This window comes from Paenibacillus sp. ACRRX, assembly GCF_022346885.1.
Taxonomy (GTDB): domain Bacteria; phylum Bacillota; class Bacilli; order Paenibacillales; family Paenibacillaceae; genus Paenibacillus_B.
The window spans coordinates 188,647-209,917 of the sequence record NZ_JAKRNK010000005.1 but is presented as its reverse complement, the minus strand read 5'-3'; the positions used below and the strand labels follow the sequence as shown (position 1 = coordinate 209,917).

21 protein-coding genes are annotated in these 21,271 nt (G+C 45.8%); 17 read left to right on the top strand and 4 right to left on the bottom strand.

The genetic code is table 11. The features are described 5' to 3' along the window. Window positions 1-3 precede the first annotated feature (3 nt). The 9 genes from MH117_RS16565 (at window position 4) to MH117_RS16530 (ending at window position 6,249) form a co-directional block, all read left to right on the top strand. Entirely contained in the window at window positions 4-438 is a 435-nt protein-coding gene (locus MH117_RS16565; protein WP_239330253.1) for a hypothetical protein, read from the top strand. 7 nt (window positions 439-445) lie between these two features. Further along, window positions 446-565 carry a CD1375 family protein gene (locus MH117_RS26560; protein ID WP_275444687.1) on the top strand — a complete coding sequence of 40 codons (120 nt, stop codon included), beginning with the start codon at window positions 446-448 and terminating at the stop codon, window positions 563-565. A 29-nt stretch (window positions 566-594) separates the two neighbouring features. Then, window positions 595-753: a hypothetical protein gene (locus MH117_RS16560; protein ID WP_239330251.1), complete on the top strand. Its 159-nt coding sequence runs from the start codon at window positions 595-597 to the stop codon at window positions 751-753. 87 nt (window positions 754-840) lie between these two features. Beyond that, entirely contained in the window at window positions 841-1,095 is a 255-nt protein-coding gene (locus MH117_RS16555; RefSeq protein ID WP_239330249.1) for a hemolysin XhlA family protein, read from the top strand. Between the two features lie 3 nt (window positions 1,096-1,098). Next, entirely contained in the window at window positions 1,099-1,341 is a 243-nt protein-coding gene (locus MH117_RS16550) for a hypothetical protein (RefSeq protein WP_239330247.1), read from the top strand. Further along, the gene (locus MH117_RS16545) at window positions 1,331-2,026 is read left to right on the top strand and encodes an N-acetylmuramoyl-L-alanine amidase (RefSeq protein ID WP_275444686.1); all 696 of its coding nucleotides are present in this window, start codon (window positions 1,331-1,333) and stop codon (window positions 2,024-2,026) included. The genes MH117_RS16550 and MH117_RS16545 overlap by 11 nt, the downstream gene beginning before the upstream one ends. Window positions 2,027-2,652: 626 nt before the next feature. Next, window positions 2,653-3,552 carry a cation diffusion facilitator family transporter gene (locus MH117_RS16540; RefSeq protein ID WP_343224464.1) on the top strand — a complete coding sequence of 300 codons (900 nt, stop codon included), beginning with the start codon at window positions 2,653-2,655 and terminating at the stop codon, window positions 3,550-3,552. Between the two features lie 501 nt (window positions 3,553-4,053). Continuing rightward, on the top strand, window positions 4,054-4,995 hold the full coding sequence (locus tag MH117_RS16535; RefSeq protein ID WP_239330245.1) for a C40 family peptidase: 942 nt from the start codon (window positions 4,054-4,056) through the stop codon (window positions 4,993-4,995). Window positions 4,996-5,199: 204 nt separating this feature from the next. After that, window positions 5,200-6,249: a LacI family DNA-binding transcriptional regulator gene (locus MH117_RS16530; RefSeq protein WP_239330243.1), complete on the top strand. Its 1,050-nt coding sequence runs from the start codon at window positions 5,200-5,202 to the stop codon at window positions 6,247-6,249. 39 nt (window positions 6,250-6,288) lie between these two features. On the opposite strand, the gene MH117_RS16525 is transcribed toward MH117_RS16530, so the two are convergent. Beyond that, the gene (locus MH117_RS16525) at window positions 6,289-6,858 is read right to left on the bottom strand and encodes a helix-turn-helix domain-containing protein (RefSeq protein WP_239330241.1); all 570 of its coding nucleotides are present in this window, start codon (window positions 6,856-6,858) and stop codon (window positions 6,289-6,291) included. A 186-nt stretch (window positions 6,859-7,044) separates the two neighbouring features. Between MH117_RS16525 and tdh the strand changes: the two genes are divergently transcribed. Then, complete coding sequence (gene tdh / locus MH117_RS16520; protein ID WP_239330239.1) at window positions 7,045-8,103, top strand: L-threonine 3-dehydrogenase; 1,059 nt, start codon at window positions 7,045-7,047, stop codon at window positions 8,101-8,103. A 349-nt stretch (window positions 8,104-8,452) separates the two neighbouring features. Next, window positions 8,453-9,631, top strand: a complete 1,179-nt coding sequence (locus MH117_RS16515; RefSeq protein WP_239330236.1) for a glycine C-acetyltransferase — start codon at window positions 8,453-8,455, stop codon at window positions 9,629-9,631. A 386-nt stretch (window positions 9,632-10,017) separates the two neighbouring features. On the opposite strand, the gene MH117_RS16510 is transcribed toward MH117_RS16515, so the two are convergent. Beyond that, window positions 10,018-10,938 (bottom strand): NAD-dependent epimerase/dehydratase family protein, encoded by a 921-nt coding sequence (locus MH117_RS16510; protein ID WP_239330233.1) that lies wholly within the window; start codon window positions 10,936-10,938, stop codon window positions 10,018-10,020. 695 nt (window positions 10,939-11,633) lie between these two features. On the opposite strand from MH117_RS16510, the gene MH117_RS16505 reads away from it, so the two are divergent. The 4 genes from MH117_RS16505 (at window position 11,634) to MH117_RS16490 (ending at window position 16,438) form a co-directional block, all read left to right on the top strand. Then, the gene (locus MH117_RS16505) at window positions 11,634-12,809 is read left to right on the top strand and encodes a Gfo/Idh/MocA family protein (protein WP_239330230.1); all 1,176 of its coding nucleotides are present in this window, start codon (window positions 11,634-11,636) and stop codon (window positions 12,807-12,809) included. Between the two features lie 47 nt (window positions 12,810-12,856). Beyond that, on the top strand, window positions 12,857-13,822 hold the full coding sequence (locus tag MH117_RS16500) for an ABC transporter permease (RefSeq protein WP_239330227.1): 966 nt from the start codon (window positions 12,857-12,859) through the stop codon (window positions 13,820-13,822). A gap of 12 nt (window positions 13,823-13,834) precedes the next feature. Then, window positions 13,835-14,719, top strand: coding sequence for a carbohydrate ABC transporter permease (locus MH117_RS16495; protein WP_239330224.1), 885 nt, complete (start codon window positions 13,835-13,837; stop codon window positions 14,717-14,719). Between the two features lie 87 nt (window positions 14,720-14,806). Beyond that, a complete protein-coding gene (locus tag MH117_RS16490; protein WP_239330221.1) occupies window positions 14,807-16,438 on the top strand; it encodes an extracellular solute-binding protein in 1,632 nt (543 codons plus the stop codon). 142 nt (window positions 16,439-16,580) lie between these two features. Here MH117_RS16490 and MH117_RS16485 read toward each other — a convergent pair whose 3' ends face one another. After that, entirely contained in the window at window positions 16,581-16,985 is a 405-nt protein-coding gene (locus MH117_RS16485; RefSeq protein WP_239330218.1) for a permease, read from the bottom strand. Between the two features lie 42 nt (window positions 16,986-17,027). Next, a complete protein-coding gene (locus tag MH117_RS16480; protein WP_239330215.1) occupies window positions 17,028-18,149 on the bottom strand; it encodes an MGDG synthase family glycosyltransferase in 1,122 nt (373 codons plus the stop codon). A gap of 232 nt (window positions 18,150-18,381) precedes the next feature. Between MH117_RS16480 and MH117_RS16475 the strand changes: the two genes are divergently transcribed. Together MH117_RS16475 and MH117_RS16470 are read left to right on the top strand one after the other, a co-directional pair. Beyond that, window positions 18,382-18,957, top strand: a complete 576-nt coding sequence (locus MH117_RS16475) for a TetR/AcrR family transcriptional regulator (RefSeq protein ID WP_239330212.1) — start codon at window positions 18,382-18,384, stop codon at window positions 18,955-18,957. A gap of 199 nt (window positions 18,958-19,156) precedes the next feature. Beyond that, entirely contained in the window at window positions 19,157-21,172 is a 2,016-nt protein-coding gene (locus tag MH117_RS16470) for a YhgE/Pip domain-containing protein (protein ID WP_239330209.1), read from the top strand. Window positions 21,173-21,271: the final 99 nt, after the last annotated feature.

Genomic DNA, 21,271 nt, shown 5'->3' with positions numbered 1-21,271 from the left:
AATATGATCTATAAAAGTATAGAACTTATGTGCAGTGAAACTGAACTAGATAAATTTGTAAGTGAACTTTCTAGCAATTATAGTGTTCATAAATTTGAGGAACGTTATGCAGGCCACTTAATTGATAATCCTTTTGATGGGCAGAAAGATGCAAGATATTACATCTTGGATGTTGATAATCGTACATTCGTTCAACCTTATCTTCCTTTTGTTCAAGGGTATCAAAAAATTACAACTGAGAATGTTATTAAAAGCATTGAACTTCATAAAGCCGCTATTATTGATGACCTTATTTTTACACAATTTGCAAAGAAACCTGAAGATCATATCTTTAAGTTGGAACAGAAAAACCTGAATACCATGTCTGCCTTAGCAGGTGTGTACGAAGAAATGCTTGCTTTGAAAAAGGAATTAAGTCAGCTATCGACAAAGGAGTGAGCATCAAATGATAGAAAATATGGTTTATATATATGCAGAACTAATACTAGCAGGACGTCGTGACATCGAAAGTGTGCCAGAAGAGTTACAGGATGCTGTAAATTTGATAATTCATGAGAAAAAGTAGCACAATTATAGAGCTAATGAGGTGGTTTTATGACTTATACAAAGGAAAAGGAAAATTTACAATTTCAATTAAATGCAATTGATGCTTCTTTGTACCGATTATTAGAGGAGCGAAAGCAGGTAAATGTAGCATTGCTAGTCTTTGATCAATTGGAGAAAGAACATAGTAATCAATCTTTGGAAGAATAATAGCATATTATCCGTATTTGATAAGGATTACGCCAGAAAGCCCTCGGCCCATGTCGAGGGCTTTACTTTTGAAAGGGGGAATCACGGATGGATACACAGACTCGCATGCTCTCCGAGATTCGTGAGCGTGTCGTACGCGTCGAGACGAAGCTCGACTCGATGACGGACGTTCGCGAAGTGGCGGACGACGCCAAGGAAGCGGCCCATAAAGCGCTCGAATCCACGCGCTCGGCACATCACCGTCTTGATCGCATCGACAAGACGATCTTTTGGCTTGCTACGACCGTTGTCGGAGCAGTCATTATGGGACTAATCAAACTTGCCATGGATGGGAGGCCATAACTAATGGAAGTGATCTCTAACGACATTCTGACACTTGCGGCGCTTGTGGCCGCCTACGTCGGCGTAGCTCGAGGCTTCGGCCTCGCTGACAAATGGACACATGTGACGGCTCTGCTGGTAGCAGCCGTATTTGTGCTGGTTCCTACATTCATTCAGGAGAAGCTGGTGCTGATCTCCGTCATTGGACTGTCTGCGACCGGCGCTTATCAATTTACGAAAAAGAAAGGGGATACCTATGAACATTAAATCGATGCTCCTTCCCGCAGGAGCCCCAAATAAACCAAACCGAGGCATGCAGCCCCGTTACATTACGGTCCATAATACCGACAATACAGCGAGAGGTGCGACAGCGGAAGCACACGCTCGTTTTCAACTTAATGGCAGCGGCGGTATAAGCAAGAGCTGGCACTATACGGTTGACGATCAGGCGATCTATCAGCATTTGCAAGATCTTGAACAAGGCTGGCATGCCGGAGATGGCGCTGGTCCGGGCAATGCACTGTCTATCGGCATCGAAATTTGCATGTACGACGGGATGAATGAGATGCTGGCCTGGCGCAGCGCGGCGGAACTTATCGCCAGCTTGATGATAAAACACGACATTCCGCTGCAAAATGTTGTCCCGCACAAGCATTGGAGCGGCAAAGCCTGTCCATCCCGCCTGCTTCCGCATTGGCAGACATTTGTGCAATTAATCCAGCGTCAATCGGAGCAAACGAATAACAGCGGCCAGCCGAAGCTGAAAGATGCAGGCGCAGAGGCGGTTAAGGTCAAAGTTGTATGCAGTGACAATAAGACACCGGTCATGCTGAACGGTCTACTCGTCGATGGACAAGTCTACGTTCCGGCAAGGGCATTGGCTCATGAAGTCAAAGCCAAGGTGGAATGGGACAATAGCAGCAAGCAAGCTGCTCTTATTTTTGCAAAATGATACTTTTAAATCATACCTATATGCGCGGGCAGCTTCAGCAATGAGATCAAAGTGCGTTATTCCAATTTTCTATTGTACGAACGCTGCTCTTATGTAGTCTTGCTTTTGAATTTGGTAAATAGGATCTGGCACGTGTGGTGAAATGAAGAAGTCATGAAGTGATAGTGCGCGCATGCAGTAATAAAACTACAATGCTATGTTGGTGTATCTCCATACCGATCAATTATTGAGAATCCTGCAGCGTTTTGCATATTATTCCTCCTGTGTTTATCCCCTCTTTTGGCGAACCAATTGTTATTCCACTTTAAAAGTGTGCCATAATAGCCGTCTTGCTGCAAAAGGGTAGCAAGACGGGGATTTAATGCGTTATATTCCAGTGTATGGTCAAATTATACATACATATTTATCCTTTAACTTGTACATCCTATATATGGAGATGGAACGATGTGTGTGCGTTCAAGTTGCGCTGTTTCAACTTTTATTAGCCGATCCAACAAAACAAAAGGGCTGCAACACCTTTAAAAGGGTTCAACACTGTTTCTCTAGACCCACTCATATTTGATTTGTTAACATGAATGTATCGGAAACTTCTGTTGCCGGAATGGAATAGCAGGGAGGGGCACAACGTGGTGGACGTGTACGCAGAAATGAAGCAAGGAGAAAGAGGGGCGTGGCTCAGTATTGTAGCTTACATCGCGCTATCATTAACGAAGCTTGGCTTCGGGTTCTCCTTTCATTCGGCTGCGCTTCAAGCGGACGGCTGGAACAACTTAACCGACATCGTTGCGTCAGTTGCGGTGCTTATTGGACTGCGGATTTCGCAGAAGCCGCCTGATCACGATCATCCATATGGTCATTTTAGAGCAGAGACGGTATCTGCGCTGATCGCTTCTTTTATTATGGCCACGGTAGGATTGCAGGTGCTGTATTCTACCTTGATGTCACTGATAGAAGGACGTTCTGAGACGCCAGGCTTGATTACGGCATGGGTGGCCTTGGGCTGCGCGGTGGTCATGTTCTTTGTATATATGTACAATTACAGACTAGCAAAGAGAATTAACAACCAAGCCTTAATGGCTGCTGCGCAAGATAACCGCTCTGACGCGATGGTCAGTATCGGTGCCGCAGTCGGAATCTTTGGCTCTCAGTTTGGTTTGCCATGGCTTGATCCGTTGGCTGCACTTACGGTCAGTTTTCTTATTTTAAAGACAGCTTGGGAAATATTCAGAAATGCAACACATGCGTTGACGGATGGATTCGATGAGAATCAGCTCCAAACCCTGCGTACGACGATTGAGAAGACACAAGGTGTACGTGTAATCCGAGACGTTAAGGCCCGGCTGCATGGCAATCATGTGCTTGTCGATGTTGTCGTACAGGTTGATCCGGGATTAACACTCATTGAGAGCCATGAGATCTGTGACGATGTGGAAAGACGGATGCTGAAGAAACACAATATTACGAGTGTGCAGGTCCATGTGGAGCCAATGGATGAACCGCAGCCGGAGAAGCTTCAGCATATATGATGAATACTTGGCATAACTAAATTAAACCAGAATCGCGGCAGAAATTACGCTGTTGATTCTGGTTTTTTTATTTTTGTTAGAAATAGAAGTGTGTAATAGTAAAGGTTCTATTCAAGCGTCAGCAGGAAATCTTATAGGTTAGAGAAATTTATGTTGGATATTACTCAATATCTAAATGGTCATATGTTCAAAAATATAAATAATTATACCCAATAAATTCTTGTTTAGTATAATAAAATGTTATTTTATAGTTCTTAAGAACTAATTAAAGGTTACATTTTAGTCATTTTTAAGCGGATAGTCCGATATAATTCGACAAAATGAACTGTTATAGTGAAGATATTGTATGGAATCGAGATACAATTTATGAAAACTGTATAGTACTAACCTAGAAGTTTACAATTTGAACATGTGAACATCGACTCACACATGAACCTGCCCGCGACATACGAATACGAAGTGATTCTGAAAGTGGGATCAAGGACAACAAGGAGGCTACTCATGAAGAAAATGAAAAAACTACTCTTAGGTATGATGATGATGACGATGGCGTCGCAAATGCTGTTGCCGGCTGTAGGGGTGGAGGCCGCTCCCTCCGAACCGGACTTTATGATTACATCGCCAGCGTTATCGGATACAGATAATTTTCTAATGGATGAAAGTGATCCTGACATGGAAGAACTTGAAGCCGTCATTAATGAATACAATGCACAAAATGCTACCGCATCACGAACAGCTGCGACTGCTACCTCTTCGACTGGAGTAATCCTAGCGTCCGTTAATATGCGAGAGAAGGCATCCACATCCGGTAAGATCATCCGTTTGGTGAAGCAAGGCGAGAAGGTTACGATCTTGAGTCGGCCGAACAGCAGTTGGTATCAAGTCCGCGACGAGAAAGGCAAGGTTGGATACTTAAGTTCTAGCAGCAAATACATAAAAGTCGGCGGACAGGCAGTAGTTCCGGATGATAAGGAATCAGGGTCCTCTGCATTGTCAGCAAGCTCCAAAGTAGAAAAAGTCATTAGTACGGGGTTAAAATATTTAGGCACACCTTACGAATATGGGTCTGATCGGAACAGTACACGGACATTTGATTGTTCTGATTTTGTGAGACATGCGTTCAAACAAGCTATCGGGATCACACTGCCAGCAGATTCACGCAAACAGGGCGCCTATGTAAAATCAAATTCAACAGTTAAGAAGAGCATAAGCTCCCTGAAACGCGGTGACCTGATGTTCTTTGGCACATACCGCGGCTCGAAGCAGTCAGCTTATAAAAATGTAAACAAGAACACAGAGCGTATTACGCACGTGGGTATTTACATGGGTAACGGCAAAGTATTGCATACATACTCAAAAGCTTCTGGCGGGGTACGTACAGATAGTGTAGTCGGTAACTCGTGGGAACATCGTTTCTTGTATGGTGGCAGCGTAGTGAAGTAAAATGGCACTTATTCATCATATTATTTATAGCTTAAAGTTATATAAAGGGAACCGCTCTGTAATCTTGGTCATGATGCAGAGCGGTTCTTTTTATAATCTCCAACACTAAAACGTAAAAGCCCTCTTTCCTTTACGGGGCAGGGCCGATATAATTTACCATATACTGTTCGCAGCCTATACGTCGCACTTCTTGGGGAGGAGAGCATGGCCACACTTAAAGATATCGCAGAGCAGGTAGGAGTCTCAATATCAACGGTTTCACGTGTCATAAATCAGGATGACAGCAGACGTATCAGCGAGGAGACGAAGCAGAAAATATGGAAAGCGGCCAAAGCGCTTCAATACCGTGCGCCACATGCAGCTAAGCATAAGAAGAGCTCGCGCCCGCAGCAGTCTCAGCCGATAACATCCGCTCATGCGGTGGGATGCATTCTTTCGCTTCCTGACAACAAATATAATCATCCGTACTTTTCGCCTATTATTCAAGGAATAGAAGCCAAGCTGCTGGAAGCGGGTATGTCTTTGTCTTTCCTTCATACACAAGCCGAATTAAAAAGCGAGTCTTTGTTTGATTCGCTGCTGAAGTCTCGTAATCTCAGCGGAATTATTTGTGTGGAGGGAATGGAAGCATCACAATACAAGTGGTTAAAGGAACGGGTGCCTAACATCGTTGGTATTGATGTTGCAGACCCGGGCATACCCGTTATTTCATATGATCGGATGAACGCCGCACGTATAGCGGTTCGGCATTTAATCGAGCTTGGGCATCGTAGTATTGGCTTTATTGGCGGAGCAGGTTTGCTGGGACAGTTGGAGCGAGAGAAGAGATACCGTGGGTATCGGCTTGCACTGGAGGAAGAGGGACTCGAAGTGAATCCAGCCTGGACGATCGATGCAGAATGGGATGCGGATCGAAGCTACGCAGAGATGAAACGGCTTGTACGGACAAAGGACCAACCTACAGCCATGTTCTGCGCGAGTGATATGATGGGAATTGCTGCGATGCGTGCCGTTACCGAAGAGGGGTTGTCCATTCCAAAGGATATCGCCTTTATCGGCATTGACGATATTGAATTTGCCAGATTCAGCTCGCCGCCCCTGTCTTCCGTTCATATCCCCAAATACGAGATGGGGTATGCAGCGGCTAAAGTACTGCTGGATGGTTTGGATAATCCCTATCCGTTTCCATTTCGAATGCTGCTGCCATTTACACTGATCAAGCGTGCTTCAACTATAACAGAAGGAGCGACCTAGTCTAACTGGGTCGCTCCTTCCTTTATCAACATAGATACTTTACCGCTTATTAGAAGAAGGGTAATGAATAAGTGTGGTGTAACGAATCGTCTTATCCGTATCATTATAATACGTATGAGGCTGATCCGCGGAGAAACGAATGGCCAAGCTTGGCTGCAGCGTATATGTCTCACCGCCAACCTCTACTCGCAGTTCGCCTTCCATCACCATGATAAATTCCTCAACGCCTTCATAGTGTGCTTCAGACGTATGCGAATTGCCTGGCTCAATGACGACGCTGTATACTTCAAATCCGCGGTCCTGCTCGAAAGGAAAGATGGGATAAGCGCGATAAGCGCCGTCTTCTTCAATCAGCGGGGTGGTGTCTTCCATCTTCACGATCGTAACCTGCGGCGCAGAATCTTCCATTAAGGTGGCAAAGGAGATACGAAGGCCGTTTACAATTTTCCATAGAACTGAAATGGTTGGATTCGATTCCCCGCGCTCAATCTGACCGAGCATTCCTTTGCTTACACCGCTTAGCTCCGCTACGGCATCGAGGCTTAGCCCACGAGATTTGCGAATTTCTTGCAAGTTCTTACCGATCTTCTGGTGAATTTGTTCTTGCATGGTTGTCCCCTCTCTGTCTCTTCCGCGCGTACACGAAAAGCCATCCAACATCCTACAAAAATACATGTGCAATATAACGTACAAATGTGTAATATAATATACAAGATGAAATTTGATGTATTTAGGATGGATCGGTAAATCGTTATGTACTCTATTTTATGAAAAAAAGCGGAGAGGGGCAATCAAATGTTAAGTGGAACGATGATCGGATTAGTGAAAGATGAGCGCAAGCCCGGTGCCGTGTTAAAAGAAGTACCCATTCCGACTTGCGGACCTCACGATGTGCTCGTGCGTGTAAAGACCTCGTCTATCTGCGGGACGGACGTTCATATATATAAATGGGACGAGTGGGCTTCAAAAACTGTGGTAACTCCTAACGTATTTGGACACGAATTTGCAGGTATTGTGGAAGCAATCGGGGATGAAGTAACTAATGTGAAGATAGGCGACTATGTATCTGGTGAAGGACATGTCGTATGTGGTCAATGTAAGCCTTGTCGTACAGGCAATGCCCATGTATGCAAAAATACGAAAAGCTTCGGCATAACGATTCCAGGATGCTTTGCGGAATATGCAATCGTGCGTGCCAGCAATGTGATCCATAACGATCCTAACCTACCATTAGAGATTGCATGTCTTCAAGATCCGCTCGGCAACGCCGTACAAACGGTACTTAGCGGTGATGTTGTAGGGAAAAGCGTTGCGGTGGTTGGCGTTGGTCCAATCGGACTGATGGCAATTGCAGTAGCAAAGGCTTGCGGCAGCGGCACGATATTTGCGGTCGATATTAATCCTTATCGACTTGCGATGGCCAAAACAATGGGAGCTGATGTTGTAATCAACAGCCGCGAAGAGTCACTGGTTGATGTCATTATGGAAGCGACTGACGGTGAAGGTGCGGAAGTAGTGCTGGAGATGTCCGGACATCCTGATGCGATCAGGGATTCTCTGAAAGCGGCTTCACAAGCAGCACGTGTTTCCTTATTAGGCATTCCTACAAAGGAAGTGCCGTTTGATTTAGCGCAGGACATTATTTTTAAGGGACTTCACATTCACGGCATTACGGGGCGCCGGATGTATGATACGTGGTATCAACTAAAAGGTCTGCTGGAGCGCGGCAGAATTGATTTGTCTCCGCTGGTGACACATCACTTTACATTGGATCAGTACGAAGAGGCGTTTGCCCTAATGGCTTCTGGGAATTGCGGTAAGATTGTGTTCTGGCACGACCGGACATCATCTTAATTGTACGTAAACATGCACATGACAGTTGGACGGTACAGCAGTCAGAAGGCTATTTGTGTCATAAAGTGCACGAGTGGCAGTTGGAGGCCAGGTTCTATTAAATGACGGCAATGTACTTGAGCTAAGGCTATTATAGCTGGCTTTGCTGTTAATTTGTCATATCGTACAAGAGGTTATAGTGTACACGTGTGGAATGAGTTATAGGTGCGCAGGTGTATACACATCTATATTTTATGAAAATATGGGTATTAATCTTGAAGTATTGAGATGAAGGTAGAACACAATAGTTTGGTATAACCAACAGATGGTTGTGAGTTGAGTATGATAAATGAGTAGGGAGGTCATAAGTATGGCAGGTTTTGATATCATTGCGCAGCAACTACAGGAGCTTAAAGAAGCGGGACGTTATCGTCCGTTGACCGTCTGGGAAGACGGATCAGATGCATGGATGACATTAGCAGGCGGCAAACGGGTGCTGCAGATGTCTTCTAACAACTATTTGGGACTGACTCATCATCCTAAGCTGAAACAAGCTGCTATTGAAGCGACGGAGAAATATGGTGTAGGTGCGGGTTCGGTTCGGACCATTACCGGGACACTGGCCATACATGATGAGCTTGAACAGAAGCTTGCTGCATTTAAAGGGACGGAAGCTGCGCTTGTGTTTCAATCTGGGTTTACGACCAATCAAGGTGTGCTTGGCACGATTCTGGGAGCAGACGATGTTGTGATTAGCGACGAGCTGAATCACGCAAGCATCATTGACGGCATTCGTTTAACCAAAGCGAATCGGCGTATTTTTGCCCATAAGGACATGAATCAGCTCGAAGCGGTGCTGAAAGAATGTGGATCGTTCCGTCAGAAGATCGTTGTGACGGACGGTGTGTTCAGCATGGACGGCGACATTGCGCCGCTGCCAGCCATCGTAGAGCTGGCCGAGCGCTACGATGCGCTCGTATATGTGGATGATGCGCACGCGAGCGGCGTGCTTGGCAAGCATGGCAAAGGCTCTACCGACCACTTTGGCTTAAAGGGACGTGTACACTTCCAAATTGGTACGTTGTCCAAGGCCGTTGGTTCTGTAGGCGGTTATGTAGCAACTGCCCAAGTTGCAAAGGACTTGATGGTGAACAGTGCGCGTGCATTTCTGTTCAGTACATCGCTGCCGCCTTCAGTTGCGGCATCGTGTATTGCAGCTATTGAAGTGCTGCAAGGAGAGCCTGAGTTGACGGAACTTCTGTGGTCGAATGCAACTAGCTTCCGGACGAAGCTGCAGCAGTTAGGATTTAATACGGGCGACAGTGAGACGCCGATCATTCCCATTATTGTGGGCGAGTCGGCGCGAGCGCTTGCGTTCTCGAAGCGGCTGCTGGAAGAAGGTCTGTGTGCACAAGGTATCGTCTATCCGACAGTGGCGATGGACAAAGGGCGTGTACGCCTCATTGTAACGGCACAGCATACGGAGGAAGATTTGAAGTTTGCGGCTGATGTGCTGGAGCGGGTAGGACGAGAGTTTGGATTGATTTAGATAGCTGATGATATAGGTTATTAGAGTGCGAGTAGAGCATTCTAATAACCTTTTTTATAGAATGTGAAGCTGAGCTTTTTGTAGTAGTGATGTTTATTTATTTCGTACATGGTTGTCTGAAGCTGCTATGATCACTAGTGAAATGTTTCGAGCAGTCTGCCAGCCAAGTAAACCAATATTATTATTCGCCAAAAGACTGGGGTGCATTTAGCAGCATTTATATAAATTTCAGATTCGAGGTAACCAAATTCGGTGGTAATGATTACGAATTGTACGAAATTAGAGTAAGTTAATTACCCTGTTACAGGTTAAGATGGCGTTGAGATTAAACCTAGAAGACGGTCCCTTTATTGAAGGGACCGTCTTCTTTTAAGGATTTATAGAATTCAATCAGCTGCTTTTGATTCTGATGCCAATGCCAATTCCTTGATCAACCTCGGATACCACTCCGTAACTTTGTCAAACTCAAACCCGTGCTGCACTGCTTTACTTGTGTCCATCCGCCAACTGGCCGTGATTCCGAACGGGGACGCAGAGCCGTCCGCCTGCTTCAGAGTGTCGTCTGCTGCCGATGGCTTCTCAATGAGCGCTTTTGTGCCCACCTCGGCTTCAATCAGCTTCATAATTTGACCGATGGACAACTCCCCATCGGAGCGAGCGTTCACAGGGCCTTCGAAATGCTGATTCTTCAGCCAGAATAAGAAGCGAGCCGCCTCGTCGGAAGTGATAAAGCCCATTACTGCGTCCAGATTCGGAATCCCGATGGGGAGTTCTTGCTGTACACGCTCAACATGGAACAACAGCCGCTCTGTATAGTCATCTGTACCAAGCACAATGGGAAAGCGAACGGCACAGACTGGAAACGGTGCTTGTTGGAACAGAACCGCCTCGGCTAACTGTTTCCCCTCCGCATAGGAAGGTTCAGCAGGAAGCTTTACCGGAATCGGATACGTGTAAGGATTAAAATCGTCTTCCGGGTGCATCTGATCTCCGAATTCATATACGGCCATGGTGGAGGTGAAAATGTATCGCTTCACTTTGCCGGCAAATATCTCGCAGGCACTAAGAGCATCCTGGGGAAAGAAACAAATGTTATCGTACACGACATCCCACTCGCTCTCGCCAACAGCGGCGGCCAACGCCGCTTGATCTGTACGATCCAACTGAAGGCGTTTCACTTGATCGCCAAATGTATCCACGGTTTGTCCACGGGTTACTAGCGTAACGTCCGTCCCATCCTCAAGCAGCAATTGGACGAGCTTCTTGCCAAAGAAGCGAGTTCCGCCCAATACTAATACTTTAGTCATGATCAATCTCCTCCTGAGCATTTCATTATGCTGGTTACCGCTTGATGTACACCCATAATTGTTAATTCGCTGTAAGACAAGTTATTCCTGTCTGAGCAAGTGGAATTACGAGGTGGGATTGGAGGAGCTGCGGGAAGTGCGTACTGCTTATGGCGACGAAGATGATAGCATAATTTTGTGCAAAAAAGTAACTACATTTGCCCCAAATCATAAAGTTTGAATTTTTTTATTTTAATCCAAAAAACGTGTTGACGGCGTAAACTTTCGCATAATATAATGACGACAAGCAGAGTAAGAAACTTTTACCAATTACTGATTGAGCGCACATCATGACCCAAACTCCAATATTATACCCAAACTCAATTTAGAATTTGCACATCACTCCCACATCAAGATCATTTTGCACCAAGCGCCTACGACATCTTTATTAGCGAATGAGTCAGGATTAAGCAACTACGCACCCTAGAATAAACTATTGTATATCGCCAGTGGACGCTCCATTGTGAGCATTAATATGATCTGAGGACATTTGCAATAGCGTTGTCTAATCTGGTGTTGTGTATAGGGATTACAATTTCTACGGGTCACCATTTCGCTGCTATTATTTGTAAGCGCTTTATATTTAGACTTATGCTTTGTTGCTTTAATTCGTTTATTAGGCAAAGAGACAGAGAGTTCGAGAGGAGAATGAGGAAATGACAGCAGGCAAACAAGTCAGAATTGGTGTGATTGGTGCAAGAGGCAGAGGCACAATCGCGAAATATTGGCATCAGCCGGAGGGGCGCTCTATCGTGGTAGGGGCAGCTGATATTTACCCCGAACGGCTGCAGGAGTTCAAGGAAGATATTAACCCAGATGCATTCGTAACGACGGATTATCGGGAATTGATCGCACGCGACGATATCGATGCCATCGCAGTCACGTCACCGGACTTCTGCCATGAAGAGCATGCAATCGCAGCACTGAAGGCTGGCAAACATGTTTTCTGCGAGAAGCCGTTGGCGATTACGGTTGCTGGCTGCGATAACATTTTGAATGTGTGGCAGGAATCTGGCAAGCATCTGATGGTGGGCTTTAATATGCGTTACATGAACATGTACCGTACGATGAAAGAGATTGTAGACTCTGGAGCTATTGGTGAAATTAAAGCGGTATGGGTAAGGCACTTTGTAGGTTGGGGAGGCTACTTCTACTTCCATGACTGGCACGCCAATTCCAAGAATAGTACAGGACTGCTGCTGCAAAAGGGCTCTCACGATATCGATATCATTCATTGGATTACAGGGCGTTATGCAACAAAGGTCAGTGCATTTGGCGGCCTTGATTTCTATGGCGGTGATAAGCCGAACGATTTGACTTGTCCGAAGTGTGAGGAGCGTGACACTTGTACAGAAGTGAGTCCTGGGCGCTTAATCGAATGTGCCTTCCGTCAAGAGGTGAATGTAGAGGACAATAATATGGTGATCATGGAGCTGGAAGGCGGGATCAAAGCTTCGTACCTGCAATGTCATTTTACACCTGATTATCAGCGCAACTATACGTTTATCGGGACAGAGGGACGCTTGGAAAATAACGAACTGGAAAACAAAGTATACGTTTACACACGTCGCTCAAATACAGAACGTGAATTAGCTGACCGTGTATATGAAGTGAAGGAAGCAAAGGGAACACATGGCGGCGCTGATCCGATCATTTGTAAAGACTTCGTGGATATGATTCTGGACGGCAAGGAGCCTGTAGCTACTCCGCTTGCAGGGCGAATGAGCGTTGCGGTCGGCTGTGCAGCCACTGAATCGATCCGTAAAGGCGGAGGAGTAGTGACTGTATCATCCCTCCCGAATCTGGCTGTCTCAGCAGTGGGGAATGGCTAAACGGATGATTACTCGACACGTACGTCCCACCAGAGGAGGGAGAAGCAATGAAGTCATCGGATTCCACATTGGAGACATCCGCTCTGCTGCTCAGAAAGCACAGTAGATCGGAGCTGACCCGGCGTGCATTTACAAAGAATTGGCAGCTTTACCTGCTTATTCTTCCTGTCGTTGTGTATTACATCGTGTTTCATTACTTGCCGATGTATGGCATCCAAATTGCGTTTAAAGACTTTATAGCTAATAAAGGGATCTGGGATAGCCCATGGGTCGGCTTTAAGCATTTTGAACGATTCTTTAACAGTTTTTATTTCGAACGACTCCTAAGCAACACCATTCTGATCAGTCTTTATACACTGGCCTTGAGCTTTCCCATTCCGATTATACTGGCACTCATGCTCAATGAGGTAAAGGCAGAGGGCTTTAAAAAGCTTGTGCAGACGATTACCTATGCACCGCATTTTCTCTCTGTGGTCGTTATTGTAGGGATGTTGTTTATTTTTCTAAACCCGAGCACAGGCATCATCAACCATATGATTGTGGCTTTCGGCGGTGAGCCAATCACCTTTATGACCTCGCCCGCATGGTTTAAGACGCTATATGTTTTGTCAGATGTTTGGCAGACAATGGGATGGAGCTCGATCATCTACTTGGCGTCGCTGTCGGGTGTGGATCAACAGCTCCATGAGGCTGCGACGATAGACGGCGCCAGCAAGCTGCAGCGCATTTGGCATATTAATTTACCTACGATTGCGCCAACGATCGTTATTCTGCTTATTTTGAACTTGGGAAGTGTGATGTCGGTTGGCTTTGAAAAAGTATTCCTGATGCAAAATTCATTAAACATGAGCAGTTCGGACATTATCTCCACTTATGTATATCGTACCGGGATTTTGGATGCGCAATACAGCTTCTCGGCAGCGGTCGGATTGTTTAACGCTGTTGTTAACTTTGCGCTCTTAATACTCGTGAATTACATTGCACGACGTGTGAATGAGACAAGCTTATGGTAGGAGGAACAGAACATGATAGATCGCTCGCTTGGCGACCGCATATTTAACATCATTAACTATGTATTGTTGACGATCCTGACCGTCATTGTACTGTATCCACTCCTGTTTGTATTAAGCGCTTCGATTAGTGATCCTGAACATGTGCTTCGTGGGGATGTATGGCTGATTCCGAAAGGATTTAATCTGGAGGCCTACACCAAAATATTTCAAAATAAAGACATTCTGCTTGGTTATGGTAATACGATTTTGTACACGCTCATTGGTACGGCCATTAACCTAGTGATGACCGTGTGCGCCGCTTATCCACTATCACGTAAGGATTTTGCGGGGCGAGGCATGATTACAGGCATGATTGTGTTTACGATGTTTTTTGGCGGCGGACTAATTCCAACCTATTTGCTTATCAAAAATTTAAACATGCTGGATTCGTTATGGGTCATGGTCATTCCGAATGCCGTATCTGTCTGGAACATCATTATTATGCGTACGTTCTTTCAACAGTCGATACCAGGTGAACTGCAGGAGTCAGCGATGATCGATGGCTGCAATCATTTTCAGACATTATTTCGAATCGTACTGCCGTTATCGATGCCGATTATAGCGGTGATGATACTGTTTTATGCGGTTGGTCATTGGAATTCATACTTTAACGCCTTAATTTACTTGACGAGCAAGGATAAATTCCCGCTGCAGCTCATCCTGCGTGAAATACTGATCCAGAGCGATTCCGGTGAGTTTATTAAGTTGACGTCCGAATCTGCCGTACGGATGAAGATGAGTGTAGAGGGATTAAAATATGCGGTGCTAGTGGTGGCGAATCTGCCGATGTTGATCTTGTATCCGTTCTTGCAGCGCTATTTTGTCAAAGGAATCATGATTGGAGCGTTAAAGGGGTAACGTCATTCACGTTGGGAAGTGATCGAGCCTTAGTCAGCACTGCCTGTGATGTGTAAGGAGCTACAGATAACCAAGGGGGAATGAATGATGCGTCCAACAAAAAGGTATACGGTTACGCTTAGTGTGCTGCTCAGCTTTGCAATGCTTGTTACAGCGTGTGGAGGCAGCGGGGGAGAAGGAGCTGCTGATCCGGACAAAGCCAACGAACGGCTTGCGCTAATGAATAAAGAGGGGATGCCGGTCGCTAAAGAGAAAATAAACATGACAGCGTTCGCCGGAAAATTGTATGCTTCTGCGGATTGGGCCAAGCTTATGCTGTGGCAGAAGTATGAAAAAATGTCTAACATTCATGTTGAATGGGAGACCGTTCAGTTTGACAGCTTGAAGGAGAAACGTAACATTAAGCTGGCTGGTGGTGATTATCCGGAGTTATTTTTTGCTTCTGCGCTGCCGAAGACAGATCTGATCAAGTATGGAAGCCAAGGCACCTTTTTAAAATTAAATGACTTGATTGATCAATATGCCCCTAACTTCAAGCAGATCATGGAGCAGTATCCGATTGTGAAGAAGGGGATGACGATGCCGGATGGCAGCATATACGGCTTGCCTACAGTATTTGATCCAGAATTCAAATCCCTGTTTTATGGTACGCCATGGATGAAACAGGAGTGGTTGGACAACCTTGGTTTGAAAGCGCCTACAACATTAGAAGAATTGTATACTGTCCTGAAAGCATTTAAAGAAAAGGACCCGAACAAAAACGGGAAGCAGGATGAGATTCCATGGGGCTCTGAAGGTGTCTGGATTATGATGGACTTCCTGCGTGGGGCCTTCGGATTGAACCAGAATGGGATTGCCAACAAAAACGTTGATTTGGAGCCGTCCACAGGCAAGCTGCGGTTTGTTCCAACTACCGATGCGTACAAAGACATGATGCAGTATGTCGCGAAGCTGTATAAGGATGGCTTGCTGGATAAAGAAACGTTTACGATGAAAGATACTGATATTACATCTAAAGCAAGTGCGGGGGTGTACGGATTTCTGGACGGGGTAGATCCGAAAGCGATTTACAATCAGGCGGGGTATGTAGGCATGCCTGTTCTAACAGGGCCTAAGGGAGATCGAATGCTGACGAACATGGGCTCGCCGCTCGGTAATCTGGGGATGTTTGTGCTGACGGACAAGGCGAAGAATCCGGAGGCTGCTATGCGTTGGATCGACCATTTTTATGGGGATGAAGGAGCTAAAATGTTCTTTATGGGCTTTGAGGGGATCACGTACAAAGTAAATGCCAGCGGAGAGTATGAGTATTTGGATGTCATTCAGAAAAATCCGGACGGCTTGAATCTGGATCAAGCGGTGAGTCAGTACTTAACTTGGCCTGGAGGTTATTATCCTGGTATTGTGAAGCAGAAGTTCTTTAAGGGAGCAGAAGGCCTGCCTTCCTCTATGAAAAATGCAGAAGCTGCCGAACCGTATGCGATCAAAATGGAAGATGTATGGCCAAGCTTTAACTTTACGCCGGAGGAACAAGAAGAGCTGACAACGATTCAAACCGATATCCAAACCTACATCGATGAGATGCGCGACAAGTTTGCTTCTGGCGCCGCTGGCTTTGACCAATGGGAAGCTTATGTGAAGCAGATTGACCAGATGAACGTCAAGCGATATCTGGAATTGTATCAAGCCGCATATGACCGTTATAAGGGTGAAAAATAGATATGACTTGCTTAAAGCGTTCTCCTGTTATCGGGAGGACGTTTTATTTTATTTTCAAGTGTTGTAACAGTTGTAGTCCTCGACGATACAAAACAAAGGATACCCTGCATCAGTAGTACGCAGGGTATCCTTTGCTGTATGGCTAATATCGCCGATTGGCATCGTCCGGACCAGGCGGGTCAGGCAGCATCTCCTCGATACGGCGCAGCGTACGATACTTCTTCTTGCGGGCCAAGAGATTCGACACATATGCGCTGAGCGCGCTGAATGGAATAATACACAAGGCCGGCACCAGTGCAGCAGATGAGGATTGCTGCGACATCTGCAAGGCAAAGGCAAAGCCAAACACGACTAGCGGAGCGTAATCTGTATACTTGACAAGCCAGTGACGTTTACCGAAGCCATTCTCGGCTAAGCCAAAGCAAATCAGACCGGCAAATGCCAAGAGACCTGCGACAAGCAGGCTGTCTGTCCACTTATATATCTTGGTCAGCATAGCCAGCACGATAAACACGTAACCGACGGCACCAATCGGTCTAAATAACATAGGAAATATCTCTCCTTTATGATGTATATAAGGCCGTTATTGTCATGCTTCTTCGAGTTGTAGTAAGCTGAGTACCTCGCGTGGGCAACGTATAAGCTCATCCTTGGATAGTTGGCGAGTTTGCCTCAGTTCACTAATCACATCAGGCTCTTCTGTTAATTGATCCAGCCACTTTTTCATTGTCATTTTGTCCGTTAATCGTTCGCCGTAGCCTCTGTCTATAAAATAATCACAATTCTCTTCTTCTTGCCCTGGAAGCGGGGAATAGAACAGCATCGGAATGCCCTTCATCATCCCTTCCGTGCAGGTCATGCCGCCCGGCTTTGTCACAAGCAAGTCTGATGCATCCATAATCGTAGAGATTTCATGGGTATACCCATAAATATGTATGTTTGGATGTTGAAAATTTGGATCTTGCTTCATACGCTGAATCATCTTCTGATTGCTGCCCATACAGAACAGCAGTTGAATGTGATCACGCCACTTGGTCATATACGTTAAGTACTCGTCATCCATGGACAACCCCCAGCCTCCACCCATAATCATTACTGTGGGTAGGTGCTGCAAACCCAGTTGGGCGCGGGCATCGTTTGGCGAGAGATTATTCCAGAACTTAGGATGGACGGGAATGCCGGACACGAGTATGCGTTCGGGAGCAACTCCGCGGTTCAGCAGCTTAGTTCGAACTTCTTCGGCAGATACAAGGTAAGTATCGACCGCTGGGTCCAGCCAAGTGCCGTGTGCATCGTAATCCGTAATTAACGTGTAGAGCGGAATATCAAGTCCGGCACGCTTTAAGCGGGACACGACGATATTCGGAAATGGATGTGTGCATACGATAGCATCAGGACGAAGCTGGTTGACGACATTGGAAGCTTGCGTATAAAAAATTCGATGCAAGGCAAGCTGTGTAAGTCGATTTAATGACTTCTTATATTTCTTGCGATACAGCATTCCGACTAACTTTGGCTGCGAGCTTACCGTCTTGCGATACGCTGCAAAAATTAGCGGACCAACGGTTGGATTCAGAAACCTGCCGAGTTCGATGACGCGAGCCTGGACGTCAGGGGCTAGTTGTTTGATTCCGACTGATAAAGCAGTGGCTGCTTGAGTATGGCCCGTACCGAAACCTTCAGATAGGAGAAGGATTCTTTTTTTTCGCATGTTTCTCACCCGTTAACCATTATAACCTGAATTGTAAAATGAAGCATCAACCAATCGAATGGATGTTTGTATAAATGAAAGTGATGAAAATTTTGAAAAAGGTATTGAAAAACGATTTTCAATGTGATAAAGTAGTTTTCATGATAACGAGTGACCAAATAAACGAAACGGTCAGTTGGTCGGACGGTCTCCAGAGTTCACCAAAAAATAGATAAAAGAAAGGAGTTATGAAATGTCAGTGGATCGACGGAAGCAAATAGTAGAAGCAGCCACTCAGTCATTCGCGCTGTTTGGATATAAGGCGACTACGATGGATCAAGTAGCCAAGATTGCTAAGGTTGGTAAAGGTACGATCTACACGTTCTTCACGAATAAAGAAGAGTTGTTTGACGAGATCATAATGCAAGTCATCCATGAGATGAAAGATATCGCAGACGGTGAGATTAAGGAAGATAGCTCCTTCTTTGATAACTTGTACCGCGTACTTGATCGGGCGCTTGAATTCCGCAGCCGCCATGAGTTGGCACTGAAGCTGTCGCAAGAACTGCGTGACTTCGGTACGCCAATGGCTAAAGAAGCGTTGAATCGCATTGAGGGTGAACTTCTTCGCTACGTCGAACGGCAGCTGCTCCTGGCAATGGATAAAGGCGACATCGCGCCAGGTGATACCAAGATTATGAGCTTTGTCTTGGTTCAGTTGTACAAGTCGCTGACGACGGAATGGAGCAAGCTGTATGAGCCTCTAGATAAAGAGACAATTAAAGAACACTTTTTGAATTACTTTGTAAAAGGTATATCGGTGTCCTGATTCAGTGCTGCTCTAAACGTCACGGCTAACAAGTGGGAATGCAAAGAGAGAAGAGCCATTTCTACTTACATGACGCGGCGTTTTATTATACCCTCAATGACCAATTGGGCTTTACAGTCAGGGAGTTCTCAAGTGAGTTATCTATGCATTTCATCACATTGGAGTGGAAAATGCAAAATAAATATAGAGGTGAGATGTAATGAAAGGTACACGATTATTTGCTGCTGAATGGGGCCGCGTGTTTCGGAATCCGAAGCTGCTAATCCCGGTTATCGCGGTCATTATGGTACCGCTGATGTACAGTGGATTATTTTTGGGAACGTTCTGGGACCCTTATGCGAAGCTTCAGGATCTACCAGTTGCTATCGTTAACGCAGATCAGGGCACTACATTTGAGGGAAAGACGTTTGAAGCTGGTAAAGAGCTTAGCGATGAATTGAAGAAGCGTAAAGACTTTGACTTCCAGTTTGTTGATGAAAAGGAAGCAGAAGAAGGTCTGAAGGCCGATCGTTATTATATGACGATTACGATTCCAAGTAATTTCTCTAAACAGGCAACTACACTGCTTGAAGATGAGCCTAAAGCTGCAGAACTGTTGTTCCGCACGAATGAAGGTCACAACTTCTTGGCCGCTCAGATTGGCGGTACGGCAGTGAAACAAGTGAATGCTGAAATATCCAAGACGATAACTGAGGCTTACACAACATTGATGTTTGAGCAAGTCGAAAAAGTAGCTGATGGCTTGCAAAAAGCCGGCGATGGAGCGACTAAGCTTCATGATGGAACGAAAGAGCTTGCTGATGGTACGAAAGAATTAAAAACAAACATGGCGAAGCTCGCTGACGGTGCGCTTCAATTGAAGCAAGGTACAGCACCTCTTAGCGGAGGGATCGGACAGTTAAATAAAGGCGCAGGAGACTTGAAACAAGGCGCAACTACATTAAGTGGCGGCTTGGGTCAATTGTCAGCGGCGCACAAGCAATTGGAACAAGGTGCAGCCAAAGCACAGCAGGGCGCAGCGGGTCTGGAGCAAGGCTTGAATGCTTCCGCTCAAGGTAGCGCGAAGTTGACGGAAGGTGCCAAGGCGCTTGCTGGTGGTTTGCAAATGCTCGTAAAAGCGAACCCTGCACTCGCACAAGATCCTGGCGTGAAGCAGCTGCTTGGCGCAAGCCAGGCGGTACTGCAAGGAGCAGAGCAGCTTAACCAAGGCCAGCAGCAGCTTGTCGCTGGTGCAGGTCAATTGAAGGCAGGCCAAGGTCAATTGGTGGCCGGCATGAATCAATTTGGTACGAAGCTGGGTGAAGCAGCTGTAGGCGGCAAGAAGCTTGCAGCAGGTGCAGATCAGCTTGCAGCAGGTACATCCAAGCTGCAAAGTGGCGTAGGTGAAGCGACGAAAGCAATTGGCCAATTGGCTAACGGCGCGAAGCTGTTAGATGAAGGTACTGGCAAATTGCAAGATGGCGTTAAAAAGTTAAACGATGGCTCTGATGAGCTGGCTACCAAATTGACAGACGCTGCAGATGAGGCATCTTCCGTGAAGTCATCTGATGCACGTATCAAGATGTACGCGGAGCCTGTTAAAGTCGTAGAGTCGGCTGTAAACGAAGTTCCGAACTATGGTACAGGATTTGCACCTTACTTCTTGTCACTGGGCTTGTTTGTAGGAGCACTTATTTTGACAATTGTGCTTCCATTGGTAGAATCTCCAGATCCGCTTGCTAACGGCTGGAGCCGCTTCTTCAGTAAAACGATGTTGTTTATCTCTGTAGGTGTTATCCAAGCGCTGCTTGCAGACTGGATTATGCTTTCTGGACTCGGCTTAGAAGTGAAGAGCGTCGGCTTGTTTATCACGTTTAGTATTTTCACAAGTATGACATTTATGCTGATTATCCAATCACTCGTTACGGTGTTTGACAACCCAGGACGTTTCATTGCGATCGTCTTGCTAATTCTTCAATTGGTATCTTGCGGAGGTACGTTCCCGATGGAGCTTACACCATCTGCAATGCAAGCAATTGGTCCATGGTTGCCAATGACATATACAGTTAATGGATTCAAAGCAGTCATCTCAAGTGGCGACTTCGATCATATGTGGAGCCAAACAGGAGTGCTTGCAATCTACATGGCGGCATTTGCTGCATTGACACTTGGATTCTTTATCTCTCGTGCTCGTAAAAGCAGAGCGGAAGCAGGCAGTGCTTCTCTGTCAGCTTAATAGCACTTAACTCATATAACCTCCTGAACTGTCGGTTGATCCGCGGTCAGGAGGTTATTTTATTGTAAAGTGTTCACATTGATGGCTTGGGACTGGCTT